Below are 21,360 nucleotides of genomic sequence, written 5' to 3'. Positions count from 1 at the left end.
GCCCACCAGTCAATGTTACAAGTTCAAAATAACCACTTTACCTGATTTATTTAGCTCCATCATAAACCAAATGACAAAGAGCTGGCTACTCATGAATTGACCCGTTTTAAAAACTCATCTTCCTCTATAACCGCTACTCCCAGTTCTGTGGCTTTAATTAGCTTTGTACCGGCCTCGCTCCCTGCTATCACATAATCTGTTTTGGAAGACACACTTCCACTCACCTTTGCGCCTAAAGCCATCAACTTTGCCTTTGCCTCTTCTCGCCCCATACTACTCAGGGTTCCAGTTAATACCACTGTTTTACCATAAAATGGATTTTGTGGATTAACTTGTACCTTTTCAGGCTTAGGCCAATGAATACCCAACTCAAGAAGGCGGTTAATCACTTCAAGATTGTGCGGTTGGGCAAAGAAATGGACTATATGAGAAGCCGCTACTGGGCCTATGTCATTCAAAGTCATTAATTCTTCAATCGTTGCCGCTTTCAAGCTCTCTACATCGCAGTAGTGCTCCGCTAAAACCCTTGCGCCGGCTTCACCGATTTCTCTGATTCCCAAAGCATAAAGAAAACGATTGAAAGTCGTTTTTTTACTTTTTTCCAAAGCGGATAACAAATTTTTTGCTGATTTCTCTCCCATCCTGGGCAAGTTAGCCAAGGTTTGCAAATCGAGCTCATAAAGATCTGCCAAATGGTGGACAATACCCTCATCAACTAACTGATCAATCAAAACACTGCCAAGCCCCTCAATGTACATTGCTTTTCGAGAAGCAAAATGCCACATCATCCTTTTTAATTGGGCTTTACAATATAAACCACCAACACAACGGGCAATTGCCTCATCTTCTTCTCTTACGACTTCAGAACCACAAACTGGGCAATTTTTAGGAAGCTCAATCTTCCTGGCATTATCGGGACGCTTTTCCAAAACGACAGAAACCACTTCAGGGATCACGTCACCGGCACGACGAATAACAACCGTGTCACCAATACGAATGTCTTTCCGGGTAATTTCATCAAAATTATGCAAAGTCGCATTACTCACTGTAACACCGCCAACACTGACTGGCTCCAAACGCGCAACCGGTGTCACAGCACCTGTTCTGCCGACCTGGAAATCCACAGCTATCAGTCGAGTCATTTCTTCTGTGGCGGGAAATTTATGGGCACACGCAAATCTTGGCGCACGAGAAACATAACCTAATTGCTGTTGCAAGGGGATACTATCAATCTTATAAACAACCCCATCGATTTCAAAAGGCAATTGATTCCGTTTCGCTAACAGATACTGATAATAATTTAAACAACCTTCTACTCCAACCTCTTTCCTCGTTTCCGGAGATACTCTGAATCCAAATTCCTTTAATAAATTCAATTGCTCCAAATGGCTGTTAGGTAACTTATAACCCTCACAAGCCCCTATACCATAACAATAAATAGCCAGTGGGCGGTTAGCTGAAACCTCAGGATTTAATTGTCTTAAACTGCCTGCAGCAGCATTTCTCGGATTGGCAAAGGTTTTTTCACCCAGCTCTCTAGCCCTTGCGTTGTAGGCCTCAAAATCGGCTTTAGGGATATACACTTCACCCCGCACTTCGATCAGTTTTGGAGGATTATTCGCCCTTAATCGTAATGGAACTGAAGCAATAGTCTTGATATTTGCCGTGATGTTTTCTCCTACAGCACCATCCCCACGAGTTGCGGCATGAGTCAAGATTCCACTCTCATAAGTCATGTTCACTGCCAACCCATCCAGCTTCGGTTCACAAGCAAATACCAGTTTTTGGTTTGGTTCATCCAATTTCTCAATTGCTCGCTTAATGAATGCTTTTAATTCATCAGCAGTAAATACGTTAGACAAAGACAACATAGGTTGCTTATGGGCTACCGGCATAAAAGCATCTGAAGGAGTACCACCGACTCTCTGTGTCGGAGAATCTGGCGATAAAAATTGGGGATATTGCGCTTCAAGCTGTTGCAATGCCTTGAAACATCGATCATATTCCGCGTCTGGAACTAAAGGTTCATCTAAAACATAATAGTGATAATCGTATTTTCTTATTTGCTCTTTAAGCGCTTCTATCGTTTCCTTAATCCCTTGATCACTCATTAATGAAGAATCCCAAAATAAAAACAACAGTTTATCATTTTTTTATCCCTTTAAAATATGAGTAGTTTAATCATTCAAGACAAAATCCTTTTTGGGATACCTCAAAGCGTATCAATCCCCTCTCTTGAATCTTTTGCCGGAACCATGATATAGATACGTCTCTGTATTGAAGGAGATATTTTGAAAATGGAACTTCTACGCATTTTATCCGCTCTTATTGTTTTATTGTTTTCAACCCTTATCCATTCTCATTCCGATTCCAATTCTAATCAAGGCATTGCTTTTGTACATGGTACTCGAGATCACAGAGAAGATGCCTATGGAGGGTATTGGAAAATTGATTTTATTCAGAGTATCTCCCAAACCCTGGCAAAACCTGAAAATCACTACGTAGTTCATTGTGATTTTAGCCAATATATGTGGCATGAAGATGCCGCCAATTGCGTTGCCAATCAACTGCTGGAATTTATCAATGACAAAAATGTGAGTTCTCTCACTGTCTACACCCATTCTGATGGCGCTAATATCATACGGTGGATACTTTCAAATCCAACTTATGATGGCCGATATATGACTCTGAAACACAAAATCACTCAAGTTATTGCTATTGCACCTTCCAGTGGAGGGACGCCTCTTGCTGATGAAGTATTAAATGGAGGCATATTTGAAACGAGTTTGGCCTGGTTACTTGGTTATCTTTCAGATGCAGTGAAACAACAACGTGTAGGCGACATGCTGATCTATAATGAAGAATTGCTCTTGGGAAGCAAAGGTCGACCCTCTCTATCTATCCCCTTTAAAGTCATAGTGGGTACTGATGTCTATGCTTCACCATTTTCAACATCCAGCTATTGCAATGGATACATGCTCAATAGCGGGCTAAAAATCGCCAAACTCTATCTTAATCAGTGTGCTGATGGCTTTCTGGATTGTGAGTCACAAGCTCAAGCAGGAGAAGTATGGTTCTATGATATAGACAAAACTGATTACAATTTGCCTTTAAGCCATAATCAAAGTCGACATTCTTGTTTTGGTTTGGATCAAATACTTATCAGTGCCCTAGTTAATGAAGGAGTTGTAAAATGAAAACTGCTCACCTTATATGGATATCCGCATTTTGTATTGCCCAAGCTCATGCGTTTACATTACCAAGACAACCAACCAAATCTTATGAATGCGAGAATTGCAGTCAATTATCACGAGAAAATCTGCATGATAAATGGGAAATTACCAATGAACCATTAAACAACAACATCAGTAATGTTCGTAGAAGTTATGGTTACAAAGAACGTATTTCTCTGGAACAATTACAACGCGGAGTTATTATATCAACATTGGCTCCTGGCGCTGTCGTTCGCATTACCCCTTTGCAGAATAAATCCATCCCGGAATTACTTATCAAAACGCCAAAAAACCAACTCTTGCCCCTGAAAGAAGCCTCTTCTCTCTATAATCAGGATGACGAGGTTGGTAATAATCCTTTAGCCATTACAAAACACCAGGTTATGTTACAAATAAAACCTGAACTGGGGTATGGAAAATTTATACTAAAAAGCAAGGACATTACTGACAAATATGCCGATGCTTATATGATCAGTGTCCTTGATAAATTTTCCATCACTTACCTGGAGGTTGAAACCGATTCTCTCCATTACCAGTATGGAGATAAGCTAAAAGCGACCATATCGCTTCACAATGATATCACTGAGTATGACGTCAATGACGTTGATGCTCGACTTGTAGGCCCTAAAGGTCAAGTTATTGCGCTCAATCTGACCAAGTTAAAATCCAATGTATTTGAAGGAATCGCTACGTTGGATTCCGAGTTAAATGATCGCGGTGAAAACTGGTATTTAGAAACCGATGTTCAAACAGAATACGGGCAAGAAATCATCAGACGATCTGGCCACACAGCCTTTTCATACTCCATTCCCTCAGCCAGCCTTATGAATGTAAAAAAAGTGTCCTCTAAACCGTTGACTTTTGTTGTCACTGTAGATGTTGCAACTGCAAGTCGATACGCTTTACAAAGTGTGTTGTTCCAAAAAAATGGCAAAGGAGAGGCCAGACCTATTCAGACCTCGCAAAGAGCACAATGGCTTGAACCTGGCAAGCATGTTTTGCAATTTACCTTTGACAATCACAATCAATTATCGGACGATAACCTCTATTTGGGTTATTTACGCTTGATAGACTATGGGCAGTTAAAAACTGTTTATCAATACAACCAACCTGTCAAGCTTAGCCAGTTAGTGGATTAATGAATGGCATTATTTTCTTCTGTCACTTTGTTTGAGGGCATAGCGCTAGCTATTGCCCTTCAATTCTTATTGCTTCTCTGGGTTTTAGTAAAACAAACGCAACAAAAAAAACTGACTGAGCAGCTTGGCGAAAGAACACAGCAAACGCTAATCACCCAGCTTCACCAGTTACATATTGATTTAAGCCAATCATATCAAACGAGCCAACAATTTATTAATGAAAAGATAGCTCAAGGACAACTGGCTACACAACAGCTCATTAGTGATGCCATACAAAGACAAATGGCCGATGTCAGAGAGCAAATGACTCATAGCTTCAAACATCATGCGAGCTCACTCACTTCTCACTTACAATTACTAACTGAGGAAATTCGTAATCATTTAAACACACTAACTCAGCAGGTTAATCATAAATTGACCGAAGGTTTTGAAAAAACTTCGTCTACTTTTATTGACGTGGTAAAGCGATTGACCATCATTGATGAGGCACAAAAGAAAATCACTGAACTCTCCAGTCATGTTGTCAGCCTTCAGGACGTATTAGTGGACAAAAAAGCTCGCGGTGCTTTTGGTGAAGTTCAATTATCAACACTCATCAGCAATATGCTTCCCAGCGCAAGTTATCAAATGCAATATACCCTCAGTAATCAAAAACGGGCTGACTGTGTTTTGTTCTTACCCGAGCCCACTGGAAATATTGTCATAGACGCCAAATTTCCCCTGGAAACTTATCAACGATTAATCAACAGTGATGCCTTATCCACTGATCGTAAGTCATTACAACAACAATTTCGCCAAGACATTCAAAAGCATATCAAGGACATCGCTGAAAAATATATCGTGCCCAATGAAACAACAGATGGTGCTATGATGTTTATTCCTGCAGAATCCATATTTGCTGAAATTCATGCAAACTATCCTGATTTAATTGCCATGTCTCAAAAGCTAAAAGTCTGGCTGGTATCGCCTAGCACATTAATGGCTGTACTGACTACAGCAAGGGCAGTACTTAAAGATGATGCAACTCGCAAACAAGTACATATTATTCAAAAACATCTTCAAGCCCTGGCCAATGATTTTCAACGCTTTGAAAAGAGAATGGATAAATTATCCAAACACATTGACTTAGCACATCAGGACGTCAATGAAGTCAATACCTCAGCCAAAAAGATCACTTCCAGATTCCAAAAAATTGAATCGGTCGATATCGAATTGGACGAACAGGAAGTCACTAACTTAGAATTGGTCGAGCCCGAATCAATCTAAAATAAATTCTTTATAGTGCAGAATACCTAATTTAGCGGTATACTAAGCGGTTTTCAGTTTTAGTCATTAAATTCCAATGAATACAAAAACGCTACTTTACCAACCCACAAAAAACAAACAAATATGGGGACAACTCTATGGTAGCAGTCAGGCACTTGCTTTAGCTGAATATTGCCAACAAACAACCGGGATCAAATTACTTATTACGCAAGACAACCTATGTGCCAGTCAATTGCAGGATGAACTGCAATTTTTTCTAAATCCAAACCAAAATACCCAGGAATTATTATTTTTTCCCGACTGGGAAACCTTGCCTTATGATCAGTTCTCTCCTCATCAAGATATTATTTCAGAAAGACTCTACACGTTAAGCAGAGTTCAACAAATTACCAATGGGATCATCATTTCTTCAGCCAGCACTTTAATGCACAGGCTTTCTCCACCAGAGTTTTTAAATCAATACGCTTTAATGCTTAAAGAAGGACAAAAACTCGATCTGAACTCGTTCAGGAATCAGTTGCAACAAGCTGGATACCATTGTGTTAATAAAGTACTCGAACACGGTGAATACGCGCTACGCGGCTCCATTATTGACGTGTATCCTATGGGTAGTGGTTTACCCTTTCGTATTGAGCTATTTGATGATGAAATTGAAAGTCTCAGAGAATTTGATCCGGAAACACAACGCACGATTGAAAAAATCAATCAAATCCATTTGTTGCCCGCTCGTGAATTCCCATTAAATGAACAAAGTCAATTACACTTCCGACGCGCTTTCAGAGAGTCTTTTCCTGGAAATCCGAGTAATTGCCCAATATACGAAGCAATTAGTAACAGTCAATTTCCAGCCGGCATAGAATATTACCTGCCCTTATTTTTTGATAAAACAGTTACCTTTTTTGATTATCTGCCAGCCAATGCCAAAATTTGCTTAATTGAAGAAATCCAGGAGAATGCTGAGAAATTCTGGCGAGAATTAAATGAACGCTATGAACAACGGCGCCATGATGTCAGCCGCCCTATTTTACCCCCAGATCATTGCTTTATTAATCCCACCGAGTTATTAACCAAAGCAAACCATTATGAACAAGTACGCCTGTATCATAAACCTTCAGAAAAAAAAGGAGCCTTAAATTTCAATATTGCCAAAGCTCCGCAACTACCCATTGACAGAAAAAATACTGAACCACTTCGCCAATTAAGTGAATATTGTTCTGATCCAACTCGGCGCTATCTTATTGTCGTTGAAAGCGCAGGGCGTCGCGAAGTGTTACTGGATCTGCTCAAATCAAGCCATATCATTCCAAAAATACAAAACTCCTGGCTAGACTTCATTCAGGATGAGTCCTCCATCAACATAACTACTGGCCCACTGATTTATGGCTGTGAATTAACGGACAGACAAATTGTCATCATTGTCGAATCGCAATTATTTGGTGAACAAAGCACCCCCCAACGCCGAAGTACTCAAAAATCAGTTGACCCAGATTTAATCATACGAGATATGGCCGAACTCCGATTAGGCGCTCCAGTGGTACATCTTCAATTTGGAGTGGGTCGCTATCAAGGTTTGCAATACATTGAATCCAATGGTACCCCCAGTGAATTCCTGGTTCTTGCTTACGCAGGGGATGACAAAATCTACGTACCAGTCACTTCTCTGCATATGATAAGCCGCTACACTGGTGTTGATAGTGAGCATGCCCCTCTGCATAAACTGGGTTCTGATCAATGGCAAAAGGAAAAAAAGAAAGCAGCCGAAAAAATTCATGATGTTGCTATTGAATTATTGGATCTCTATGCTAAAAGAGAAGCCCAGCCAGGACACCAATACGATTTCAATCAATCCGAATATATAAAATTCGCCAGTGGTTTCCCCTTCACAGAAACACCAGATCAACTTCAAGCCATTGAACAAATTATTAAGGACATGCAATCACCAAGACCGATGGATCGCCTAATCTGCGGTGATGTAGGATTTGGTAAAACCGAAGTCGCCATGCGTGCTGCATTCGTGGCGGTACAAAATGGAAAACAAGTTTGTATCCTTGCCCCAACCACACTGCTTGCAGGACAACATTTTGAGTCATTTCGCGATAGATTTGCAGAGTTTCCCGTTAATATTGAATTATTATCCCGCTTTCGCAGTAATAAAGAGTCCGAAGCAGTCCTTGCCGCATTGCAATCAGGCAAAGTAGATATTGTGATTGGAACCCATAAATTATTCCAAAACAACATTTCTTTCAAAAATCTGGGATTATTGATTATTGACGAAGAGCATCGATTTGGAGTGAAACAGAAGGAACATATTAAATCGCTACGCACCCATGTTGATATTTTATCCATGACTGCTACCCCAATTCCCAGAACCTTGAACATGGCGATGGCGGGAATCAGAGATATTTCACTTATTGCAACACCGCCCGCAAAGCGTTTGGCAATTAAAACATTTTGGCAAGAAAGAAATGATCTCACCATACGAGAAGCGATACTGCGTGAAATATTAAGGGGTGGGCAAGTATTTTACCTGCACAATAATGTACAAACGATAGAGAGAGTTTGCCAGGATTTGGAAGCTTTAGTGCCTGAAGCAAAAATTCAAAGTGCACATGGGCAAATGCGGGAAAGGCAATTAGAGCGCATCATGTCTGATTTTTATCATCACCGATTTAATGTCCTGGTTTGCACAACGATCATTGAAACGGGGATTGATATTCCTACAGCCAATACCATTATTATTGATCGTGCCGACAAATTTGGATTAGCCCAGCTACATCAATTACGTGGTCGTGTTGGACGCTCTCATCATCAAGCCTATGCTTACTTGTTAACTCCAAATGAAAAACTATTAACACCAGACGCGGTGAAACGCCTCGAAGCCATTGTGTCTTTAGAAGATTTGGGAGCAGGATTCACTTTGGCAACACACGATCTGGAAATTCGTGGAGCAGGTGAACTCCTTGGTGAAGAACAAAGTGGTAATATGCATGCCATAGGATTTAATTTATTTATGGAAATGCTTGACCGTGCCGTTAACGATTTAAAGGCCGGCAAAACTCCTGAATTGTCAGCACCCATGCATCAAGGACCTGAAATTGACTTGAGAATTAGCGCGATTATCCCCGAAGATTACATAGGTGATATACACAATAGACTCATCATGTATAAAAGAATTGCTAATGCAAAAACTACCCAACAGCTTAGAGAACTACAAATAGAACTGATAGACCGGTTTGGTTTACTCCCGCAACCAGTCAAACATCTGTTTTTGATTACTGAATTAAAGTTAAAAGCGGAACAGCTCGGCATTCAAAAAATCAGTGCCAGTGCTCAACAAGGTAAATTGGATTTTAGTGAAAAACCATCAATTGACCCTGGAACACTGATTAGCTTAATACAAGTACATGCCAAACGCTATCAAATGGAAGGACCGCAACGTCTGCGCTTTACTTTAGACAGCACGTCAGCAGAGGAACGAATATTTGAAATCAGTTCTTTATTAAATAAACTGTCTCCTCATTCCCAAACGATTGACTGAGATTGCTGCAGTGCCTTTTGGATTAACTCGGCATAATCTTTTTCAACTACCCTTCTCTTTACTTTCAGTGTAGGTGTTAATTTATCATTTTCAGTGGTCCAGGCATCTTTCAGCACAAGGATGTGACTGACTTTTTCGTATTTAACCAATTTGGAATTGACTTGCTTTAAGGTTTCTTGCAATGAGTGAGTGATCTCCTCTTTTGGCATACCCAAACGCACCCCTTCATTCAAGGTAACTAACAAAACGTTATTGGGCAACTCTCTGCCTACCAGGCACAGTTGTTCTAACATAGGGTTCACTGAAAACAGTTTTTCTATTGGCGAAGGAGCAATGAACTCTCCTGTCTGGTTTTTAAAGTTCTCAGAAAGTCTTCCTAATATTTTAACTCTGTCTTCATTATCAACATCAACAACATCTCCTGTTCGCAACCAACCCTCTTCTGTAAAGGCATTTTTAGTTGCTTGTTCATTTTTATAATAACCTGACATTAGACAAGGGCACTTCATTAGCAATTCATTCTCTTCGCCTACTTTTATCTCAACCTCCAGCCTCGGGGTACCAACGTAACCACGTTTTCTCTCATTTAACATCGATAAGGTGGCATAAGCCAAATTCTCGGATTGACCATATCCTTCCTGAATATAAATTCCCAGTTTTTCAAAAAAATCAATAATGGATATTGGCAGATGAGATGCTCCGCTAAAACAATTAGTACACTCACTTAATCCTAAACTGTGGATGATCTTTCTTTTTATCAAACTGGATATAAGAGGAATTTTTAATAAAAAATTCAATTTGGCTGGTGGTAATTTTTGTTCAATTTTTTGCTTAAATACTCCCCAAATGCGTGGAACTGCAGTGAAAAAGGTGGGACTAACTTCCCTTAAATTCTCTGCAAACTTCTCCAGACTTTCAACAAAAGATACCGATGCATTAATAGCAACACTGCCTAATTGGATTGCAGATCGCTCATAGACATGGGCCAGGGGAAGATAAGATATTAATTTATAATGTTCCAACTCTCTTATTCTGAGCAAGTCTTTGGGGAAAACTGTCAAGTAATTGGCTATGGACCGATTGGTATACATAGCGCCTTTGGGTGCCCCCGAAGTCCCGGATGAATAAATAATGGTATACAACGCATCTGGCTCTGGCTCCACCAGGTTAATCATAGGGTCACTTTTCAAAACATCAGACCATTCGTAATCAACTTGCAAATCTTTATGGTAATCAAAACCAATTGTAGGATAACTCTTAGGGATAAATTGTCTGACTCGCTGATGATCATCTAATTTTCCAACAAAAACCAGTTTCACATCCCCATGCTCTAAAACATAATGCGCACTTTCTTCATTCTGATTAGCAAATAGCGGAACATTGACCATTCCAGCAATATGAATTCCAAAATCAGCGATAAACCATTCCGCGCAATTCTTGGAGATAATGGAAATATGGTCGCCTTTTTTTAACCCCAGATGGTGTAAAAAACCAGCTACTTTTCTGGCCTGCAACATCACTGACGACCAGGTGTATTCATGCCAAACTCCATTTTTTGGCTGTCTTAAATACACACGGTCTGCCGAATTTTTTTCATTTTTCAACAGTAAGTCAAATAATGAATTGGAATTGGATTCTTTTTGCATGGCTCTTCCTTAAGCTTGTTTAATTACTATTCTAGACCAACTAGTTGTAAAATATTATTTTTTTCTCGCAAAACACAATTTTCACCTTCATGAATCGCCTCTTTTGCTTTATGAAAATCATAAAGCATGATGTTTCCTAATTGAGGAACCAAAGTCAAATCAGCAGGATCACCTGCCGCTCTTGCTCGGGTTATTCGGTCCTGCATTATTTTGATGCTTCTGGTCAAAACATCATAATATCCAGGTCCATCACTGATACCCATTATTCTTTTTATCATCTTATCAAATTGGCCTGAGAGAACTGAAAAAAAACCTGGGTGTTCTGTCGTGCTCGGAGGTACTCTTAACAAGTCATGATTTAAGTTGACGGCAATTACAACATCTGCCCCCATAGCACGACACAATGTAATAGGCACCGGATTAACTAAACCACCATCGACTAACCAGCAATCCTTATAACGCTGAGGGGTAAATAAACCTGGCAAAGACATGGATGAGCGAATAGCAAGCTCAAGAGAACCTTTACTTAGCCAGATCTCACGTCCTGTGCTCAAATCAGTAGCAACTGAACTAAAAGGCAAAGAGAGCTCCTCAATATTTTTTTCAAGACCAAAATCCTTGAAAAAGGTCATCAGCTTACTACCAGAGAGAACCCCGCCACCTAAAAAATTCACATCAATGAGTTTAGCCATTTCTCTTTTATTAAGCTTTAACACCCATTGTTCAAACAGATCCAGGGTGCCACAGGCATAAATGGCACCAACCAATGCGCCTATGGAACATCCAGCGACACAATCAATCCTTACATCCAATCGTTTGAGCGTTTGAATTACCCCGATATGGGCCCAGCCCCTCGCTGATCCACTACCTAAAGCCAAACCGATTTTAGGATATTGATTTGTCAAGAATAACTCCTGGAAATAGTTGGTACACTCTTGACTGGCATTTTCTTACTTGGTTCCGCCAACCGTCAAGGCATCAATTTTCAAAGTGGGCTGCCCTACGCCAACGGGAACAGATTGTCCTTCTTTTCCACATACACCAATCCCTCTATCCAATGCCAAATCATTACCAATCATACTTATTTTTTTCATCACATCAGGGCCATTCCCAATCAAAGTGGCTCCTTTCACCGGTTTTGTAATCTTGCCATTCTCTATTAAATAAGCCTCACTCGCAGAAAATACAAACTGGCCAGAAGTAATATCAACTTGTCCGCCTCCAAAATTCACCGCATACAACCCTTTTTTTACCGTGCGAATAATTTCCTGAGGGTCGTACTGCCCTGCCAGCATATAAGTATTGGTCATTCTCGGCATTGGGACATGGGCATAGGATTCACGGCGACAATTACCTGTTGATTGCATTCCCATGAGTTTGGCATTCAACTTGTCCTGCATGTAATTCACTAAAATTCCATTATCAATTAAAGTGGTGCATTGTGAGGGCGTCCCTTCATCGTCTATAGTCAGAGAACCGCGTCGATTCTCTAAAGTACCATCATCCACTACTGTAACGCCCGCAGCAGCAACCTGCTGACCCAATCGACCTGAAAAAGCGGATAACCCCTTGCGGTTAAAATCACCCTCCAAACCATGCCCAACAGCTTCATGTAGAAGCACCCCTGGCCATCCTGGGCCCAAAACAACTGGCATGGTTCCAGCAGGAGCAGGTTCTGCCTGCAAATTGGTTAATGCTTCTCGTACCGCTTCACGCGCATAACTCAATGCATTTTCCTTCTCGGTAAAATAGGAATAGGCTACTCGTCCACCACCGCCCGATCGTGCCGATTCTCTTCTGCCATGACTGTCTTCAACAATAACACTGACATTAATGCTAACCAATGGCCTTACATCAGCCATCATCTGCCCGTTCATATTGGCAACCATCACTACTTCATAGCACCCGGTTAAGGAGGCATTAACCTGTATCACCCGGGGATCAAGACTACGGGCTTCTTTGTCAATGGCTTCCAATAAAGCGATTTTTTCCTGTTTACTCATTCCTTCCAAAGGATTTAAATTGTCATATCGATTGACAGGAGCCTTTAATACCTTGACGGCAGGTACTGTTTTTGAACCAGAAAGGGCTATGGAACGCGCCGCATCAGCAGCACGAAGCATGGAAGGCAGCATGATATCATCACAATAGGCAAAGCCGGTTTTATCACCGCTTACCGCCCTGATTCCTACCCCCTTATCCAGAGAAAAATTACCGCTTTTAACCTCTGAATCTTCCAAATACCAGGATTCATAACTACAACTTTGGAAATAAAGATCAGCATCATCGACGTTCCGATTAAACATGGTCTTGAATAATTTTTCTATGCCGACTTCATCCAGGGATGCTGGTGTCAATAAAATATTTTTTGCTATCACAAGAGATTTTGTCATTTATATACCTTTTACATTAAAACATGATGTTCAACACACGGAAATTGTCTTCTCAACTGTAACAATCTCTCTAAATCAATATCAGCCAGAATTACTCCCTGCCCTTCTTCTTTTTGAGCCAACACCTTACCCCATGGTTCCACCACCATACTATGCCCATAGGTATGACGTCCGTTTTCATGAATTCCACCCTGATTGGGAGCTAATACATAACATAAGTTTTCGATTGCTCTTGCTCTGAGTAAAACCTCCCAATGCGCAGCTCCCGTTATTGCAGTAAAAGCAGAGGGAACTGAAAATAATTGTGCGCCTCTTTGCATTAAATATTGGTACAATTCCGGGAAACGCAAGTCATAACAGACAGTTAACCCAACTTTCCCCACTGGTGTATCCACAAGCGCTATATCTTTTCCTGCTTCTATAGTTAACGATTCCTGATGTTTTTCCTGCTCGGAAACTATGACATCAAATAAATGAATTTTATCATAGCGAGCAACATTTAGGCCTTTATCATCATAAACTATACAACTTGCTCTTACCTTTGAACCCTTACTTTTTAACGGGATTGTTCCTGCTATTATCCATATCCGTAAATCTCTCGCTAACTCACTGATTTTTTCTTGTATAGGCCCTTGACCATAATGTTCGGCAATGTGCAACTTCTCTCGCTCATTCATCCCCATGAAAGCAAAATTCTCAGGTAGTACAACCAAACTGGCTTCCTGTTCCCTGGCTTGAATTACATATTGTTCGATGAGTTGTAAATTATCTGCTATTTTGGCTGATGATACCATTTGTACAAGCGCTACTCGATTCATCCTTTTTCCTAAATGACATTCGTATTTTTCATCTTACTATATCGTTAGACATAAGCCCAAAACAAAATTGACATGACAGCCCTTTCGCTTTAATAATAAATTGTCTACAGGTCTATATGTAAATTTTATTACATAATTTTCAAGTGATGCGACTTGAAAAATAGGAAATTTGACCATAGATATGCTAAACTGATAATAAATAACTGGAGTTCTGAACAATGAACCGAAATGATATCACCATACTTGGTCAACAAAGAGAATCTGTGCTCGCAACCAATAAGGTATTGCGAAACACGTATTTACTGCTAAGTTTAACCTTCATATTTAGCGCATTAACTGCCTATGTAGCCTTTATTAGTGGAGCTCGCCCAATGAATCCACTATTAATGATAGTTGGCGTTTATGGTTTGATGTTTTTAACTCAAGCCTTAAGAAATAGCGTTTGGGGATTGGTAAGCGTCTTTGCTTTTACAGGGTTTTTAGGATATACCATTGGCCCATTACTGAATTATTACATTACAGGTTTTTCAAATGGCCCACAAATAGTAGCTACTGCTTTAGGTGGTACTGGAATGATCTTTTTTGCTCTATCAGGATATGCCCTGACAACGAAAAAAGATTTTAGCTACTTGGGTGGATTTCTTTTTGTTGGCGTTATGGTTGCCTTATTGGCGATGATAGCGGGAATATTTATACAAATACCAGCTTTGCAATTAGTAATTTCTGCTGCTTTTGTATTAATTTCATCTGGCTTAATTCTGTTACAAACCAGCGCCATAATCCATGAAGGGGAAACCAATTACATAATGGCTACGATTGGTTTGTTTGTTTCCATTTATAACTTATTTGTTAGCCTGCTGAACCTGCTAAGCGCATTTTCAGGTCGCGACTAATCAATATCGTCTCCTCTACCTGAGTCCCGGCTGTATGCCGGGATTTTTTTATCGATCAATTGTTTAAAGGAAATGTAAGAGAATATTTCAACATGGAGGCGCTGGTCTGGTACAAGGCAATTTATCTATACTGAGACGACCTGCGCCTTTTAATTGTCAACCGTTCACGGCTATGTAATTAAGGAATATTAAGTCCTATGTCTTTCCCGCGAAGGCGGGAATCCATCTATAAAATTACCACACAGGGTTAATTTTTAATTAGATTCCCTCCTTCGCGGGAAAGACAACTCAAATAAATAGGCTTATAAGCAGAAAAATTCTCATACCCTGGACAGTTACTAATAATTACATTATAAAATCCAGAAGTATGATCAATCGATGTGAAATTAACTTTGTTTCCAACTTGCCTTGGCTTTAAAAAGTTCTGGCAAATCTTCCGGTTTTTTCTTTACTTCCTGGTTCAGAGTAAAAAGCTCGCGTTCCTTTTGATAATAAACGCCCAGAGGCACCGGGTAATCAGGGAACGTCAATCGCGCTAAACGCATGGCACTAATTACATTTTTCGCATCATGCTTATAAAGCGTTTTTTCCTCAATTGAAACTTGAACAAATTGCTCACCATCCAACTGCAGCGCTTTTTCTTTTTGAGCACCAAACATAAGCGGCTGGCCATCTTCCAATATTATGGTATTTTCAGCCCGGTTACTTTTAACTGCAAAATCATCAAAAGCTCCATGGTTAAAAATATTGCAATCTTGATATATTTCAACAAAAGAGCATCCATTATGTTCATAAGCCTTTTTAAGCACAGAAGCCAAATGGACAGGATCTTTATCAACCGCTCTGGCCACAAAACTGGCTCCGGAAGCCAACGCGATCATGAGTGGATTAATTGGTTCGCTCGTTACTCCTTTGGGTGATGTTTTAGTCACTTGTCCCTTTTGAGAAGTTGGAGAAAATTGCCCCTTGGTTAACCCATAAACCTGATTATTAAACAGAAGGATATTGACATTGACATTACGCCTTAAAATATGCAGCAAATGATTACCACCTATACTTAGAGCATCACCATCTCCAGTGATAACCCAGACACATAAATCCTCTCGCATGGTCTTTAAACCAGTTGCTACTGCTGTAGCCCTGCCATGGATAGTATGAAATCCATAAGTGTTCATATAATAAGGAAGCCGCCCAGCACACCCGATGCCTGAGACAAAAACATGCTGCTCAGGAGGCAAGCCTAATTCAGGAAGTACTCTTTGCAAAGCAGCCAAAATGGCATAATCACCACAACCAGGACACCAGCGAACCTCTGTTTCATTCGCAAAATCTTCACGCTTATAATTGCTGTTCATAGTTGGCTTCCGCTTTAATGGCACTTACCAAATGATTAACACTGAAAGGTTGACCATTGCATTGGCTAATCGATTGCGCATCGACCAGATAAACTGCTCTGATGAGTTGACATAATTGGCCAGAATTCAATTCAGCAACCAATACCTTGTCATATTTTTTCAATAAAGAACCCAAATCATCAGGTAATGGGTTAAGATGGCGCAGATGCAGATAGGCAACCGGTACTCCCTGTTCAAGACATTGTTGTACAGCAGACCTTAAACTACCAAAAGTACTACCCCAACCTATAACAAGCGTGGGAGCCGTCATATCACCCTCAAGAACCAAAGCAGGATAATCTCTTGCAATACCCTTTATTTTCTCGGCACGTGTAATCACCATTTTTTGATGATTCTCAGCATCATAACTAACTCGTCCTTCATCGCCTTGTTTTTCCAAGCCTCCAATTTGATGAATAAAGCCAGAAGTACCTGGAACATTCCAGCTTCGACTTAAAAATTCATCCCGATGATAGGGTTTGGTAAAGCGATTAAATTCCAGTTTTGGCATGTTAAGTGAATCCAAGGCAGGAATTTCCCAGGGCTCTGCTGCGTTCGCCAAATAAGCATCAAGTAATACAATAACTGGAGTCATGTACTTGATAGCTATCCTGAAAGCTTCAATAATTGTATTGAAACAATCAGCAGGGGATTGAGCTGCAATCACAGGTAAAGGTGCCTCGCCATGGCGACCATACAAAGCTTGCTTTAAATCACTCTGGCTGGTTTTTGTGGGCAAACCTGTTGAAGCCCCCGCTCTTTGCACATCAACTAGCACCAAGGGCAGCTCCGTCACGACAGCCAAGCCCAGGCTTTCACATTTTAAATCAAGTCCAGGCCCTGAAGTACAGGTCAGAGCTAAACGACCACCATAAGCAGCCCCTATACAAGAACAAATAGCGGCAATTTCATCCTCGGCTTGTATTAACTGTACGCCGTAATCCGATAAGCGAGCACATTCATGCAAAATAGCAGAAGCCGGTGTAATTGGGTAACCTGACACCAACAGAGGAACTTGTGTCTGAGTAGCTAATGTAGCCAGAGCTAACCCTACTGCCTCAACTCCAGTGATTTGCCTGTACTCACCTGAGTGTCTGTTGACTTCCCCCAGCATGTAATCCCGACGGGAAAGCTCCAGAGTCATGGCATAATTATATCCTGCCAACAAAGCTAATTCATTGGCTTTTGCTATGGCCTGATTTGTTTTGAACTTTTTGGCGATAAAAGCCTGGCAAGTGTCTGTAGGCAAATCAAATAACCACAAAACCAACCCCAAAATATAAAAATTCTTGGTTTTGACAGCCTGAGGTTTTGTAAGATTAATGGATTCAACTGCCTGAATAGTTTGAGTAATTAATGGAAAAGCAACAATGTGATAATGCTCTCGACAATTATCCAGGAAACTCTTATCAATACCTGCTTTTTGCCAATCTCTTTCCTGAAAACTGTCTTCATTAATGATCAACAAACCGCCTTGATTTAAATGTTGAAGCGAGTTTTTTAATGCAGCAGGATTTAAAGCCACTAACACATCCAATGACTCTCCGGCAGTAAAAATAGCTCTTTCCGCCATCGCCAATTGAAATCCTGAGACACCCGCAACTGTTCCAGCAGGAGCCCGGATTTCCGCTGGGAAATCAGGCATAGTACGCACATCACGTCCTGTCAGTGCCGCACTAATGGTTAATTGTTCGCCTACCAATTGTACTCCATCACCAGAATCGCCTGTGATACGGATAACAATGACATCAGTCGTTGACATAAAGTCTCGCTTCCTGCATTAATTGGCGCATGTGTCTTACTGCCTCTTTTAATCCACAGAATAATGCTCTGGCAATAATGGCATGTCCTATGTTAAGTTCATTTAACTCCCTAATCGCTGCAATCGGTTTAACATTATGATAGTGCAATCCATGACCGGCATTCACTACCAAGTTCAAACTGGCAGCAAATTCAGCTGCCTCTTTAATTCGTTGCAATTCATAATGCTGCTTTTCCTCTGAGGTGGCATCAGCATAACATCCCGTGTGCAATTCGATAACTGGCGCCCCAACATCAACCGCCGCTCTTATTTGCTCTTTATCCGGGTCAATAAATAAAGAAACCTCACTTCCCATTAATTGTAAGCGACGTACTGCCTTTTCCACCACATTTCGGTGAGTCAAAATATCCAATCCACCTTCTGTAGTTAGTTCTTCCCGCTTTTCAGGCACTAAGCAAGCATGCTCCGGCAATATTTCCTCGGCAAAATCAAGCATGGCTTCAGTAACCGCCAGCTCAAGATTCATACGTGTTTGCAGAACCTGTTTAATCAATCGGACATCACGCGCCTGAATATGTCGTAAGTCCTCTCTCATATGCAAAGTAATTCCATCTGCCCCTGCTTCTTCAGCATCCATTGCTGCCTGCACAGGATCAGGATAACGAGTTCCTCGTGCTTGCCGTAGGGTTGCTATATGATCAATATTAACACCTAACAATAACTCTTTATTCATTTTGCACCAAAAAATATAAAATGAAGAGTATAATGCAGTTCTTGACAAACTGCCATTCACGCTACCTGGTTTCAATCAGTTTAAACGTTACCACGTAAAGCATTTAACCAGACTTTCCATACTTTACTTTATACACTAACACTTTAAAGAAATTATAATATTGAAGTCAAACTGATATCTGAATAATAGGCACAGATCACATTTTCCTATATCATCGTAAGGTGAATAAAAATCTTGATCTCATTCTCTTGTCTATGTAAAATATTAAACAAATTTAATTATAATTGAACATGGTGTAGGATGTTAACATTATCGGAGTTAGAAAAAAGCTATGATAAAAATCATAATCAACTCACACTATCCTTTTTAAATCTTACCGATAATGACATCCCACTGCTATGCGAATTTCTTCAACATCATCCTGCCATAACCAGTCTTGACCTGTCACACAATGATATTACAGCCAGCGGCGTGAAGCTTTTTGTTAATAAAACATCGATTTCATCCCTTAACATTAGTCATAATAATATTGGCCCGGAGGGTGCTAAATCGTTATCAGAAGATAGTCATATTACTACTTTAGATGTGAGTTTTAACAGCATTGGTGACGATGGAATTAAGGCTTTAGCCGCCAACGCCAAACTGATAACCCTCTATGCACTTTACAATAAGATAACCAAAGTAGGGGCAGGCTATCTTGCTCAATCCAATCTTAGGAAAATCGATCTCTGTTTCAATAGTCTGGAAGATGAAGGAATTATAGCATTATCAACCAACAGAAATATAAAAGAGCTGATTGCAAGCGCTTGTGATGTCTCTGATGTTGGAGCTATTGAATTAGCCCAAAAAAATCAACTGACTTTACTTATTTTGGGAAAAAACACGATAAGCGATAAAGCAACGCCCCATTTTGCTAACAACACTTCCCTAAGCACTCTTCATCTGGGCGGTAATCAAATTACAGCAAAAGGTAAAAAAATACTTGAAACCAATACCAGGATAACGGACCTCGATTTAATCGGCAATCCAATTGAAGTACAAGAAACAGATGAACTAAATCATTCTAAGAAATTCGCAAGTCCCCATAGTGTATTTAAGTTTTTGCAAAAATTTACTTTTCTCAGTTGTATATCACCTTGTCAAGAGACCTCAGAAAGCGATAAAGGCTTAAATAAAACACCGAATTAATCATCAAAGCATGATTATCATAATCAGGGTTCAGTGAAAAACAATAAACCAAGAGGATAGTCTTTGACCATCCCTATAAAAGTAAAGTGCTATATTTTTAAAGAAATCATGGTTAAAAAATAACCGCAAACTCAAATCAGTTATCGGAGTAATTTATGGCTATTGCCCCCCAACAGATACAAGAGAGACTGAAGCAAGAACAATATCAAAAATTTGTTGTTGCTGATATTGGGAATTTTCCACACTGCCTTGCTCGGACTCCCGAAGGCATAGCTAGCGGGCAAAGATACCAAAAATACAGTACAAACCCCTTATCCAGAACACCACCTTTTAGCCAATGGGGAGTTCCCCAGCTCTTAACTCCTAAATCAGCTCAGGAATATATTAAATTTGCTCAGCAAAGAAATAAAAAATCAAGTTTTAAAATTGATGGTGAGGCAGTTCGCGTCTCCGAATGCAGCAATTTTGCTTACCACGCTGCAGGAGTATTGTTAGATGATCCGCAAATAAGAACTCAATATGATGTTGCTGTTATAGGAAGTATGTACAGTAATGGACGGTATCTACATAACATTACCTTGCTCGTTCCTAAAGGAAGCAGACTCCCTCAACCTCCACAACAATTAACCGCTGATACGTTTCCAATGGGAACATTAATCGTTGATCCTTGGGCCGTTGGCATGGGACATCCTCCTGAACAAGCATTGGCAGTTCCCCAAGAACAATTTGCTTATAATCGCAGCCTTTTTCCCGCCACAGTAAATTATCAGTCAGCTCTCGATGAGAGACTTACTTCCACTCGAACAGGCCAGCTAACCCCCTACATTGGTATACCTGCACGAACCGACAACCAACAAGCCCGTACGGAAAACCAGCCACCTGCTCCAAGAAGACCTGTTTCTGCGACGATTCCCAGAAATTTTGTTGCTTATCATGAATTATGGCGAAATGCTTTTCAAGAAATTATGAATGACCCTCGCCATCAGCTCCACAGAGATGATGTGGAATACAAAAAGATACATGCTATTAGAGCTGTTCTTGATGATTATACTAAAGGGGGCGACACCTGGTGGGCCAAATTCAAACGAATTTTCACCTTTCATTGGAATAGACACCATGTCAAGGTAGTTGATGAGATAGTCAAGGAGATTGATGCTGGTAATTTCACTACCTCACGAGCTTTGGTTGATAGATTAGATAATCTTGCCACTTCATTGGGAAGTAAACTCAATCCTAAAGGTACTTTAAAAGAGCAAATTGGCTTTATTAAAATTCAGGAGCAAAATCCTGTGGAAGAAATCGAGAATCTGTCCAGGCCCAGCATCACATAATAAAGCCTGAAACTGATTTGATAGCA

General features: G+C 40.3%; 15 protein-coding genes. 7 read left to right on the top strand and 8 right to left on the bottom strand.

What is annotated here, in order from left to right; genetic code table 11:
• Positions 1–89: 89 nt before the first annotated feature.
• A complete protein-coding gene (gene ligA, locus CC34_RS0103680; protein WP_028379158.1) occupies positions 90–2,111 on the bottom strand; it encodes an NAD-dependent DNA ligase LigA in 2,022 nt (673 codons plus the stop codon).
• Positions 2,112–2,297: 186 nt separating this feature from the next.
• Here ligA and CC34_RS0103675 point away from each other — a divergent pair, with 186 nt between their 5' ends.
• From CC34_RS0103675 to mfd, 4 genes are all read left to right on the top strand, one after another.
• Positions 2,298–3,197 (top strand): hypothetical protein, encoded by a 900-nt coding sequence (locus tag CC34_RS0103675; protein ID WP_028379157.1) that lies wholly within the window; start codon positions 2,298–2,300, stop codon positions 3,195–3,197.
• The gene (locus tag CC34_RS0103670) at positions 3,194–4,372 is read left to right on the top strand and encodes a DUF4785 domain-containing protein (protein ID WP_028377963.1); all 1,179 of its coding nucleotides are present in this window, start codon (positions 3,194–3,196) and stop codon (positions 4,370–4,372) included. Before CC34_RS0103675 ends, CC34_RS0103670 begins: the two co-directional genes overlap by 4 nt.
• A gap of 3 nt (positions 4,373–4,375) precedes the next feature.
• Complete coding sequence (locus tag CC34_RS0103665) at positions 4,376–5,638, top strand: DNA recombination protein RmuC (protein WP_028377962.1); 1,263 nt, start codon at positions 4,376–4,378, stop codon at positions 5,636–5,638.
• A 76-nt stretch (positions 5,639–5,714) separates the two neighbouring features.
• Entirely contained in the window at positions 5,715–9,176 is a 3,462-nt protein-coding gene (gene mfd / locus CC34_RS0103660) for a transcription-repair coupling factor (protein WP_028377961.1), read from the top strand.
• Here mfd and CC34_RS0103655 read toward each other — a convergent pair.
• Genes CC34_RS0103655 through CC34_RS0103640 form a run of 4 tightly spaced genes read right to left on the bottom strand, consistent with a single transcriptional unit; the run spans position 9,155 to position 14,033 of the window.
• Entirely contained in the window at positions 9,155–10,822 is a 1,668-nt protein-coding gene (locus CC34_RS0103655; RefSeq protein WP_028377960.1) for an AMP-binding protein, read from the bottom strand. The two genes, mfd and CC34_RS0103655, sit on opposite strands and share 22 nt — an antisense overlap.
• Before the next feature lie 26 nt (positions 10,823–10,848).
• Positions 10,849–11,727 carry a patatin-like phospholipase RssA gene (rssA, locus tag CC34_RS0103650; RefSeq protein WP_028377959.1) on the bottom strand — a complete coding sequence of 293 codons (879 nt, stop codon included), beginning with the start codon at positions 11,725–11,727 and terminating at the stop codon, positions 10,849–10,851.
• A gap of 45 nt (positions 11,728–11,772) precedes the next feature.
• The gene (tldD, locus tag CC34_RS0103645; protein WP_028377958.1) at positions 11,773–13,215 is read right to left on the bottom strand and encodes a metalloprotease TldD; all 1,443 of its coding nucleotides are present in this window, start codon (positions 13,213–13,215) and stop codon (positions 11,773–11,775) included.
• An 11-nt stretch (positions 13,216–13,226) separates the two neighbouring features.
• Entirely contained in the window at positions 13,227–14,033 is an 807-nt protein-coding gene (locus CC34_RS0103640; protein WP_027227651.1) for a carbon-nitrogen hydrolase family protein, read from the bottom strand.
• Positions 14,034–14,251: 218 nt separating this feature from the next.
• Here CC34_RS0103640 and CC34_RS0103635 point away from each other — a divergent pair, with 218 nt between their 5' ends.
• Positions 14,252–14,926: a Bax inhibitor-1/YccA family protein gene (locus CC34_RS0103635; protein WP_014841292.1), complete on the top strand. Its 675-nt coding sequence runs from the start codon at positions 14,252–14,254 to the stop codon at positions 14,924–14,926.
• Between the two features lie 386 nt (positions 14,927–15,312).
• Here the strand turns inward: CC34_RS0103635 and CC34_RS0103630 are convergent, their stop codons facing one another.
• The 3 genes from CC34_RS0103630 to pdxJ are packed head-to-tail and all read right to left on the bottom strand — an operon-like array spanning position 15,313 to position 18,815.
• On the bottom strand, positions 15,313–16,281 hold the full coding sequence (locus CC34_RS0103630; RefSeq protein ID WP_028377957.1) for a 2-oxoacid:ferredoxin oxidoreductase subunit beta: 969 nt from the start codon (positions 16,279–16,281) through the stop codon (positions 15,313–15,315).
• On the bottom strand, positions 16,265–18,082 hold the full coding sequence (locus CC34_RS0103625) for a 2-oxoacid:acceptor oxidoreductase subunit alpha (protein ID WP_027227649.1): 1,818 nt from the start codon (positions 18,080–18,082) through the stop codon (positions 16,265–16,267). Before CC34_RS0103625 ends, CC34_RS0103630 begins: the two co-directional genes overlap by 17 nt.
• A complete protein-coding gene (gene pdxJ / locus CC34_RS0103620) occupies positions 18,069–18,815 on the bottom strand; it encodes a pyridoxine 5'-phosphate synthase (protein WP_027227648.1) in 747 nt (248 codons plus the stop codon). Before pdxJ ends, CC34_RS0103625 begins: the two co-directional genes overlap by 14 nt.
• Positions 18,816–19,115: 300 nt before the next feature.
• On the opposite strand from pdxJ, the gene CC34_RS0103615 reads away from it, so the two are divergent.
• Together CC34_RS0103615 and CC34_RS0103610 are read left to right on the top strand one after the other, a co-directional pair.
• Entirely contained in the window at positions 19,116–20,003 is an 888-nt protein-coding gene (locus CC34_RS0103615) for a leucine-rich repeat domain-containing protein (protein WP_027227647.1), read from the top strand.
• Between the two features lie 155 nt (positions 20,004–20,158).
• Entirely contained in the window at positions 20,159–21,334 is a 1,176-nt protein-coding gene (locus tag CC34_RS0103610; protein WP_028377956.1) for a DUF5617 domain-containing protein, read from the top strand.
• The last annotated feature ends 26 nt before the right edge of the window (positions 21,335–21,360 follow it).

It is taken from the genome of Legionella pneumophila subsp. fraseri (assembly GCF_000586315.1).
GTDB lineage: Bacteria > Pseudomonadota > Gammaproteobacteria > Legionellales > Legionellaceae > Legionella > Legionella pneumophila_B.
Note: the sequence above shows the minus strand (reverse complement) of the source record. Positions and strands in the feature narration are given on the sequence as shown.

Coding starts and splice junctions, on each gene's coding strand:
- tldD (WP_028377958.1), bottom strand. CDS start 13,215: ATGACAAAATCTCTTGTGATAGCAAAAAATATTTTATTGACACCAGCA.
- ligA (WP_028379158.1), bottom strand. CDS start 2,111: ATGAGTGATCAAGGGATTAAGGAAACGATAGAAGCGCTTAAAGAGCAA.
- pdxJ (WP_027227648.1), bottom strand. CDS start 18,815: ATGAATAAAGAGTTATTGTTAGGTGTTAATATTGATCATATAGCAACC.
- mfd (WP_028377961.1), top strand. CDS start 5,715: ATGAATACAAAAACGCTACTTTACCAACCCACAAAAAACAAACAAATA.
- CC34_RS0103665 (WP_028377962.1), top strand. CDS start 4,376: ATGGCATTATTTTCTTCTGTCACTTTGTTTGAGGGCATAGCGCTAGCT.
- CC34_RS0103615 (WP_027227647.1), top strand. CDS start 19,116: ATGTTAACATTATCGGAGTTAGAAAAAAGCTATGATAAAAATCATAAT.
- CC34_RS0103675 (WP_028379157.1), top strand. CDS start 2,298: ATGGAACTTCTACGCATTTTATCCGCTCTTATTGTTTTATTGTTTTCA.
- CC34_RS0103625 (WP_027227649.1), bottom strand. CDS start 18,082: ATGTCAACGACTGATGTCATTGTTATCCGTATCACAGGCGATTCTGGT.
- CC34_RS0103670 (WP_028377963.1), top strand. CDS start 3,194: ATGAAAACTGCTCACCTTATATGGATATCCGCATTTTGTATTGCCCAA.
- CC34_RS0103630 (WP_028377957.1), bottom strand. CDS start 16,281: ATGAACAGCAATTATAAGCGTGAAGATTTTGCGAATGAAACAGAGGTT.
- CC34_RS0103635 (WP_014841292.1), top strand. CDS start 14,252: ATGAACCGAAATGATATCACCATACTTGGTCAACAAAGAGAATCTGTG.
- CC34_RS0103655 (WP_028377960.1), bottom strand. CDS start 10,822: ATGCAAAAAGAATCCAATTCCAATTCATTATTTGACTTACTGTTGAAA.
- CC34_RS0103610 (WP_028377956.1), top strand. CDS start 20,159: ATGGCTATTGCCCCCCAACAGATACAAGAGAGACTGAAGCAAGAACAA.
- CC34_RS0103640 (WP_027227651.1), bottom strand. CDS start 14,033: ATGAATCGAGTAGCGCTTGTACAAATGGTATCATCAGCCAAAATAGCA.